Here is an 8,588-nt window from a genome sequence, read left to right as displayed (position 1 = left end):
GTTATATTTTCTACTTGGCTTAAACATTCATAAGCATTTATTGTTTTTAAAATTGTATTAACAATTGGCTGTAATAAAAAGCTTAGTATTACTTTTGATTTACCATCAGAAAATGTATATTTTTGTGTCATGTAACTTTTGCCATTATTATTGTTGGTGTTTATTTTTTATAATAAATATTTATGATTATATTTAATACTAAAGGTAAGTAAGGATAGTTAAGTCTATAAGTAATTATTCTTAATTTAATGAAATCGTTTTTTGTAGTTTCTGCTTAGTATTGCTTAACTATACTTACTTTATCTTTAGTTGGGAGATCGTTTATGGTTGTCTATTGAGTGTCTAAACATTGAATTAATTTAATCTTTTTTATCAACTACTTAATGGTTATAACTCCAGAGTATTGGTTGTTAGATTTAATTGATATTAAAATATAGAGAGCAGACCAATGTCTAACATACTAATAATTGAAGATGATCAACAGTTGAGAGAAATGCTATGTTATTTTCTTTCTAGTATCGAAGGTTATAATGTTAGTTGCATATCATCGGGTGAGAATGCGGTAGAATACATATTTGATAAAAAGCCAGATTTAGTCTTATTAGATATTCAATTGCCCAAAGTTTCTGGATTAAGTATTTTAAAATCGTTGAGAGATCAAGGATATATACATCCAGTCATAATTATGACAGCGAATGATAGTGAAATAACAGAAACAAATGCTTTATCCTTGGGTGCTGATGATTATATAACTAAGCCTATTAGAACAAACGCTCTTCGTGAAAGAATTAAAAGGCAAATTCGACCTGTTTTAAATGATAAATTGAATGTGGTTAATGATAATTTTTACCTTGATACTCATATATCTTGTTTATGTTATAAACATAATAAAGTGTCTCTTTCTCCAGCAGAGGTAGAAATTTTAGAAATATTGATTAAAGAAAATCGTCCCGTACCTGTGTTTGAATTATTTGAGATGATTCATGGATTTTCATATCAACTCGAAGATCGTTCAGTATATATGCGCATATTTTCAATTAGAAAAAAAATAGCAGCGATTTTTCCTGATATTGATCTTGTTAAGAATCGTAGAAATAAAGGATTCTATTTGAATTATTGCGTTATTAAAATATGAAAACTTTTATTTCTCAGATTGTTATATCATTGTTGATTGGCCATGTAATTAGCAGTGTTATTAGTAAAATTTTTATTGAAGATCATAAAAATGAATTAGAGCTTGAGTTTAATTACCATAGAGTAGAAATGGTTCTTGAGGGTTTTAATACTCATAGGGATAATGAAGAATATATATGGCTATTTCAGTGTGATACTAATACAGATGATTTTAAACCTATTGATGATGATGAACTTACACTAACAAAAAAGTATAGAGAGAGACAAATAAGAGTAACATTTAATAGTTCGGCTTATAAAAACGATCCAATTGTAAAAAAAATAATGTGGCTTAATATTTGTGAGGATATTATACAAATAATATGTACTTTGTTTGTTTTAGTTCTATCGCTAAAAACGTGGACTAATGGAATTAAATCTTTGCATATATTATCAGTAAATTATTTAAATGGAAATTTTAAAAAAAGAGTAGATGTTAAGGGACCAAGTTCTATTAAAAAACTCATTGTTAATCAGCATAAAATGGCAAAAGATATCGATCTTTTATTAAAACGACAAAAAATGATATTTGGATCTCTTCCTCATGATATTAGAACTCCATTATCTGCAATCCAATTAACCAGTGATATGATGAATGAAGTGAGTTTAAATGATAATTTTTTACTTAAAAGATTAGATATTCAAGTGAGAAACCTCAACATTCTATGTGAGTCTAGTCTATATTTATTAAAGGTTTTAAGTGGAACTATACCGATAAATAATAAATATATTAATCTAAAAAAAATTATTGATAAATCTAAAGGTTGCTTAGGAATAGATTTTTTTATTAATCATGTAAATACGGACAATGTTATTTTATCTGATGAAAAACTGCTTTCTATCGTTATTTTAAATGTATTATCAAACTCCATAAAATATATGAAATGTAAAATAGAAATAATATATCAATCTTATGAGCATTATGATGTAGTAAAAATAAGTGATGATGGTGATGGGTTTGATAATAAAATTATAGAGTCATTTAATAATGGAAATATTGATTATATATCAACTAAAAATGGGTTTGGTATTGGTATGCTTTTAATTTATGAGATAGTTAACTATCTTAATGGAAGGGTATTTTTATCTAATAGCAACAAAGGAAGTCAGGTGACATTAATTTTACCTAAAACTATATAATTAGATTTGATATATTTCGTTATTCACATTGTGAACAGATCATGTTTATTAGAGTTGTTAATGAAAAAGGCACTTAGGTCTTATACACTTTCAATTAGAAAAATAAGTATTTCTAAGTGCCTTTTTATTTGATTGAGTCAGCTTATTTTACGTGTTGGTTGATGTGCTTGGTATTGATAAAATTTAGGGTAGCTTTGCGTTTCAGCTTCTTGTTTAGCTTGGAACCAATTTAAGCTGTGGGTGAGAGTTGTGACACTGCCAATGACTATAAGAGCAGGGCTTTTAGCGTCTTTTGCTAATGATTCTAAATGTGCTAGATCACTGGTATGTACCCGTTGTTGTGAACTAGTTCCGCGTTCAATGATGGCAATAGGCGTTGCTAGCGACATACCATACGCACTGAGTTTATGGCGAATTACATGGCTCTGGTTTAATCCCATATAAAACACCAAGGTGTGATTAGATCGCGCTAGAGACGGCCAATCAATTTGATCTTGGCCTTGTTTTAAATGCCCAGTAATAAATTGTACACTTTGAGCATGATCACGATGGGTTAATGGAATGCCAGCATAGGCGGCACAACCTGATGCTGCGGTGATCCCTGGTACTACTTCAAAAGGAATATTGAATGGCAGTAATGCCTCTAATTCCTCACCACCACGACCAAAAATGAACGGGTCACCACCTTTTAGGCGTATTACCTGTTTACCTGCAAGTGCATGCTCAACCAATAAACTATTTATTTGCTGCTGGGGAACACAGTGATTTCCTGCTTCTTTACCGACAAAAATAAGATGGCTATGAGGTGGGAACATTGCAACGATTTCATCAGATACTAAACGATCATAAACAATGACATCAGCCTGTTGAATCAAACGCATTGCTTTTACTGTTAGCAAGTCAGGATCACCAGGTCCAGCACCTACAAGGATCACTTTACCGATATTTTTTGAAGTAGATAAAGTATATAAGGCGTCTTGTTGTGGCATACATTTGCTCCAAGGCTGTGTCATTATTATCGGTATGATTACACTGTTTGTGGTTGCGGTTGAGTGTCTGTTGATGTCGGTTGAATAATCGGACGTTGTGATTTTGGTGTGGTGAACCAATAACCTAATCCCATAAATACTACGCCAGAGATAGTATTACCGATTGTTACCCAAAGGAGGTTATGACCAATACCTGCAAGGGATAATTCCTCTTTATGTACGCCGAACCAAGATAGTGCAAAAATAGTCATATTCGCGATAGAGTGCTCATAGCCTGAAGCGATGAAGGCTAATAAACACCACCAAATAGCGATGAATTTCGCAGAGCCTTCAACTCGTTGACACATCCAAATGGCTAAACAAACAAGCCAGTTACAAAGAATACCTTTAAACAGTAATACTGAAGCTGGAGCGGCCGTTTTTGCTAGCGCAACATTGTTTAATAGGCTGTTAGTATCATTTAAAAGGTTACCACCGCCAGCATAGAAGAAAAGTAGCGCAACACCGACAGATCCTAATAAGTTACCCATCCATGTTTGAGGTAAAACACGCATTGTATCTGCAACGGTAATTTGACCCGTTTTTACACCAAAAGTTAAAAACATAGTGTGTCCGGTGTAAAGTTCAGATCCTGCGATAATGACTAATGTTAAGGCGATACCAAATGTGGCTCCCATAACAAGAGGCCTAATACTTGGATCAACCATATTACCTAGCGTAAAAATTAAAATAATGCCTAAGCCGACATAGGCGCCCGCCATCGCTGAACTTAGCCAGAAGCCTAATTTTTCTTTTTGTGCAAATTCAACAATACGAGCAGCATTTGCTGAACATTTTTTGATGGTATCAGTGTACATACGTTTTCCCTGTAATAATTAAAACTGTTTGTCATAGGTTAATGACAGTTTGTCGCCTCAACCTATGGCAAAAGAGTTTGGCAACTTCTGCCAAACTCATTACTGCTCTAATTACAAACTTACTTGTACTTGACCTTGTTGTACTTGGATCTGATAACAAGTGATTTTGATTTCAGGTTGTTCTAAACAATGACCATCAATTAATGAGAAGCGTTGTTTTTTGAGTGGACTTGCGACCCAAAGTTGATCTTGATGTTGACAAATAATTCCACGAGAGAGCACATTTGATTGTGCAAACGGATCTTTATTATTGAGAGCAAAAAGTTGTTCACTATGATCTGGACGGAAAATTGCTACTTGTTGATCGCCAATTAATGCACAAATACCAGTGCCAGGAATTAAATCATCAAGGCTACATACTGTAATCCACTGACTCATGCTTTCTCCTCCAATGAGAGAGTAACGGCTGTTTCTTGTTTATTACTGATTGCTTTTTCATGAATAGTAGCGGGACGATGTTGTTCACGTTCAGACACAAAAATAACGTTGTCATCACGCTTAGTACTATTAATAAAGTGGGCAAAACGTTTTAGCTGCTGCTCATTGCTAAGGGTGGTTTTCCACTCACAGTGGTAACTGGCAATCAGCCTTTCTGCATCCGCTTCAAGTTGTTGGTTAAGGCCTAACTTATCGTTGATGATAACTTCTTTAAGATAATCAACGCCGCCTTCCAAGCTCGTTAACCAAGTTGAAGTACGTTGTAATTTGTCGGCTGTGCGAATGTAAAACATTAAGTAGCGATCGATGTATTTAATTAAGGTTGCAGTATCAAGATCAGCTGCAAATAAATCAGCATGGCGTGGTTTCATACCGCCATTACCGCCGACATACATATTCCAACCTGCATCGGTAGCAATAATACCTAAATCTTTACCCTGTGCTTCGGCACATTCACGCGTACAGCCTGAAACGCCGAATTTCATCTTATGTGGGGTGCGAATACCTTTGTAACGGTTTTCAAGCTGGACACCTAAGCCGACGCTATCTTGCACACCAAAACGACACCAAGTACTGCCGACACATGTTTTTGCCATGCGTAGTGCTTTGGCATAGGCTTGGCCAGTCTCAAACCCTGCATCAATCAAACGTTGCCAAATTTGTGGTAAATCATCTTTTTGAGCACCAAAAAGGCCAATACGCTGTGCACCTGTGATCTTGGTATAAAGCTGATAATCATTAGCGATTTGTGCTAAGGCTAATAATCCTACAGGAGTGACTTCACCGCCAGCCATACGAGGAATGACTGAGTAGGTACCGTCTTTTTGCATATTGCCAAGGAAAATATCATTGGTATCTTGCAATGGTGTATTTTGAGGGGTGAGGGCGTATTCATTCCAACACGAAGCAAGGATTGAACCGATCGTTGGCTTACAAACTTCACAGCCATAGCCTTTACCATATTTGGTAAGCAAAGCCTCAAACGAGGTGATTTCTTCTACGCGAATGAGGTGAAGTAATTCTTGGCGAGAATATTCAAAGTGTTCACAAAGATGATTTTTAACTTCAATACCGGCTTTAGCAAGTTCGCTGTTGAGGACTTGAGTAATCAACGGTACACAACCACCACACCCCGTTCCTGCTTTAGTGACGGCTTTTATCTCACCAAGTGTTGTATGGCCTTCCGCAACCGCAGCTGCGATCTTGCCTTTGGTTACATCAAAGCATGAACACATTACAGCACTATCAGGTAGTGCATCTGCTCCCATTGCGGGTTTATCTGCACCTGCATGGGCTGGTAAAATTAAGCTATCTGGGTTTTTAGGTAACTCAATATTATTTAATTTAAGTTGCAGTAAATTACCATAGTCAGCGGTATCACCAACTAAGACAGCACCTAAAAGTTGTTTGCCATCTTCTGAAACAATAATACGTTTATAAACATCTTGCTGCTCATTTAGGTATACATAGCTTTTGCTGTTGGGGGTACGACCATTAGCGTCACCAATGCTGCCGACTTTAACACCGAGTAATTTTAATTTAGCGCTCATATCAGCGCCTTCAAAGGTGTGAGATTCGCCAAGTAAATGGCCAACAGCAATTTGAGCCATTTTATAACCAGGAGCGACTAAGCCAAAAAACATGTCGTTCCATGAGGCACACTCGCCAATAGCGTAAATATCGTTATCAGATGTTTGGCAGTGGTCATTAATCGCAATACCGCCACGATTACCTAATCCTAAACCACAATGGTGGGCAAGCTTATCTTGTGGCCGAATACCAGTAGAAAAAACAATAAAGTCGACTTCAAGGGAGGTACCATCGGCAAATGCTAATGTATTACGGGCATGTTCACCTTTAGTAATAATTTCTTGAGTGTTTTTACCTGTATGAACCACAACCCCAAGTTGTTCGATTTTTTTTCGAAGTTGTGCGCCGCCATGTGGGTCAAGTTGTTCAGCCATAAGTACCGGGGCAAACTCAATTACATGAGTATCAACCCCTAATGCTTTTAGTGCGCCAGCAGCTTCTAACCCGAGTAGACCACCCCCCACGACAACACCACTTTTACTGTGCTTAGCGGTAGCTTCGATGGCTTTAAGATCTTCAATGGTGCGATAAACAAAACAGTCTTTTGATTCATTACCTTTAATGGGTGGAACCCAAGGGTATGAACCCGTTGCTAGGATCAATTTATCGTAATGAACTTCACGACCACTGTTAGAGTAAATGAGTTTTTGATCACGGTTAATTGTAATGGCGCGTTCGCCTAATAAGACATTAATGCCATGTTTTTGATAAAAACCGTGTTTGACGAGTGATAGCTCTTCTGCCGTGTGGTGAGAGAAATAAGATGAGAGATGAACTCTATCATAAGCAACGCGTGGTTCTTCACAAAAGACAGTAACGTCGTATTTATCCATGTCAGCTTTATCGATTAGTTCTTCGATATAGCGGTGACCAACCATACCGTTACCAATAATCGCTATTTTGACTTTGCTCATAAATCCTCTTAACAACATCGTGAATTACGATAATCTTATTGATAGTTAAGTAGAATAAATATGATGCAAATCAAATCCAACTTTAAATAACCCTAAAGGGGTATGCTTTAAAATCAAATAATTAGAGGTAAATATTAACTCTTATTGGTTTGGTCTTATGTATAGTAGGTGGCTTTGTTTTAGAGATTGTATTTTTAGGGGTAATACGGTGGTGGCTTTATTTTTAGTAGGTATAGTGAATAGCAAGATGCAATTTAAGTGGGAATAAAGATAATTATCGGGGTTTAGTATAAAATACCAATTGCAGTTAAGAAGAGATGATAACCTTTAAATTTATCGTGATTATTTTGATGCGAGTGGATTTTGATCAGAAATGGGCTGATTTTTAGGTGGATGTAACGGAAAATGACCACTTAAATAAAAAGTCATAATTTTTCGTTGACTCAGTCCGTAAAATCAGTAAATTACACCACATACCGCAGCGGGTTACTCGCTAAGGTTAGTGAAGAATATAATTCTTTACGATATGGCGCGTTGGCAGAGTGGCTATGCAGCGGATTGCAAATCCGTGTACCTCGGTTCGACTCCGGGACGCGCCTCCATTCTCTTATGAGAATATGCGACACTAGCTCAGCTGGTAGAGCGCAACCTTGCCAAGGTTGAGGTCACGAGTTCGAACCTCGTGTGTCGCTCCAATTTAAGAATATTGATGTTGTCAGTATTCAGCAATACAAGAGGTGACTCACAATGTTGAGGTCACGCCTGAGTTTACAAGATCGGGAACCTCGTGTGTTGCTCAAAATTAAAAGATACGGCTTAGGCGGTATTTACAGATGGTGTCTTACCCATCGCAAGAAATTGCGTGCCCTGGTGGTGGAATTGGTAGACACAAGGGATTTAAAATCCCTCGGCGTTCGCGCTGTGCCGGTTCAAGTCCGGCCCGGGGCACCATCTATTTAGTTGTTAAGTAATTAACAACAGCCTAGAGAAATCTAGCAACGTTGGCGCGTTGGCAGAGTGGCTATGCAGCGGATTGCAAATCCGTGTACCTCGGTTCGACTCCGGGACGCGCCTCCATTCTCTTATGAGAATATGCGACACTAGCTCAGCTGGTAGAGCGCAACCTTGCCAAGGTTGAGGTCACGAGTTCGAACCTCGTGTGTCGCTCCAATTTAAGAATATTGATGTTGTCAGTATTCAGCAATACAAGAGGTGACTCAACAATGTTGAGATCATGCCTGAGTTTACAAGATCGGGAACCTCGTGTGTCGCTCCAAATTAAAAGATACGGCTTAGGCGGTATCTACAGATGGTGTCTTACCCATCGCAAGAAATTGCGTGCCCTGGTGGTGGAATTGGTAGACACAAGGGATTTAAAATCCCTCGGCGTTCGCGCTGTGCCGGTTCAAGTCCGGCCCGGGGCACCA

6 protein-coding genes and 6 tRNA genes are annotated in these 8,588 nt (G+C 37.4%); 8 read left to right on the top strand and 4 right to left on the bottom strand.

The annotated features are described in order from the left end of the window. Positions 1-448: 448 nt before the first annotated feature. The gene (locus C0W29_RS21285; RefSeq protein WP_045045721.1) at positions 449-1,135 is read left to right on the top strand and encodes a response regulator transcription factor; all 687 of its coding nucleotides are present in this window, start codon (positions 449-451) and stop codon (positions 1,133-1,135) included. Next, positions 1,132-2,313, top strand: coding sequence for a sensor histidine kinase (locus C0W29_RS21280; RefSeq protein WP_045045722.1), 1,182 nt, complete (start codon positions 1,132-1,134; stop codon positions 2,311-2,313). Before C0W29_RS21285 ends, C0W29_RS21280 begins: the two co-directional genes overlap by 4 nt. 137 nt (positions 2,314-2,450) lie before the next feature. Here the strand turns inward: C0W29_RS21280 and cobA are convergent, their stop codons facing one another. The 4 genes from cobA to nirB form a co-directional block, all read right to left on the bottom strand. Further along, entirely contained in the window at positions 2,451-3,302 is an 852-nt protein-coding gene (gene cobA, locus C0W29_RS21275; RefSeq protein ID WP_045045723.1) for a uroporphyrinogen-III C-methyltransferase, read from the bottom strand. Between the two features lie 38 nt (positions 3,303-3,340). Continuing rightward, a complete protein-coding gene (gene nirC / locus C0W29_RS21270; protein ID WP_045043909.1) occupies positions 3,341-4,159 on the bottom strand; it encodes a nitrite transporter NirC in 819 nt (272 codons plus the stop codon). Positions 4,160-4,270: 111 nt separating this feature from the next. Continuing rightward, complete coding sequence (gene nirD, locus C0W29_RS21265) at positions 4,271-4,597, bottom strand: nitrite reductase small subunit NirD (protein WP_036794174.1); 327 nt, start codon at positions 4,595-4,597, stop codon at positions 4,271-4,273. Next, the gene (gene nirB / locus C0W29_RS21260; RefSeq protein ID WP_045043908.1) at positions 4,594-7,161 is read right to left on the bottom strand and encodes a nitrite reductase large subunit NirB; all 2,568 of its coding nucleotides are present in this window, start codon (positions 7,159-7,161) and stop codon (positions 4,594-4,596) included. Before nirB ends, nirD begins: the two co-directional genes overlap by 4 nt. 528 nt (positions 7,162-7,689) lie before the next feature. Between nirB and C0W29_RS21255 the strand changes: the two genes are divergently transcribed. The 6 genes from C0W29_RS21255 to C0W29_RS21230 all read left to right on the top strand — a co-directional run bounded on the left by C0W29_RS21255 (position 7,690) and on the right by C0W29_RS21230 (position 8,588). Next, positions 7,690-7,763 (top strand) — tRNA-Cys (locus C0W29_RS21255). A 17-nt stretch (positions 7,764-7,780) separates the two neighbouring features. Beyond that, positions 7,781-7,856: transfer RNA gene (locus C0W29_RS21250), tRNA-Gly, on the top strand. A 169-nt stretch (positions 7,857-8,025) separates the two neighbouring features. Beyond that, a tRNA-Leu gene (locus tag C0W29_RS21245) sits at positions 8,026-8,112 on the top strand. A gap of 52 nt (positions 8,113-8,164) precedes the next feature. Next, positions 8,165-8,238: transfer RNA gene (locus C0W29_RS21240), tRNA-Cys, on the top strand. Between the two features lie 17 nt (positions 8,239-8,255). Next, positions 8,256-8,331, top strand: a tRNA-Gly gene (locus tag C0W29_RS21235). 170 nt (positions 8,332-8,501) lie between these two features. Further along, positions 8,502-8,588, top strand: a tRNA-Leu gene (locus C0W29_RS21230).

It is taken from the genome of Photobacterium kishitanii (assembly GCF_003026355.1).
Lineage (GTDB): Bacteria > Pseudomonadota > Gammaproteobacteria > Enterobacterales > Vibrionaceae > Photobacterium > Photobacterium kishitanii.
This window is presented reverse-complemented; position numbering and strand designations above follow the sequence as displayed.

Bases quoted from the DNA above. Each gene is read 5' to 3' on its own strand.
- C0W29_RS21285 (WP_045045721.1), top strand. From the start codon at position 449: ATGTCTAACATACTAATAATTGAAGATGATCAACAGTTGAGAGAAATG.
- cobA (WP_045045723.1), bottom strand. From the start codon at position 3,302: ATGCCACAACAAGACGCCTTATATACTTTATCTACTTCAAAAAATATC.
- nirD (WP_036794174.1), bottom strand. From the start codon at position 4,597: ATGAGTCAGTGGATTACAGTATGTAGCCTTGATGATTTAATTCCTGGC.
- C0W29_RS21280 (WP_045045722.1), top strand. From the start codon at position 1,132: ATGAAAACTTTTATTTCTCAGATTGTTATATCATTGTTGATTGGCCAT.
- nirB (WP_045043908.1), bottom strand. From the start codon at position 7,161: ATGAGCAAAGTCAAAATAGCGATTATTGGTAACGGTATGGTTGGTCAC.
- nirC (WP_045043909.1), bottom strand. From the start codon at position 4,159: ATGTACACTGATACCATCAAAAAATGTTCAGCAAATGCTGCTCGTATT.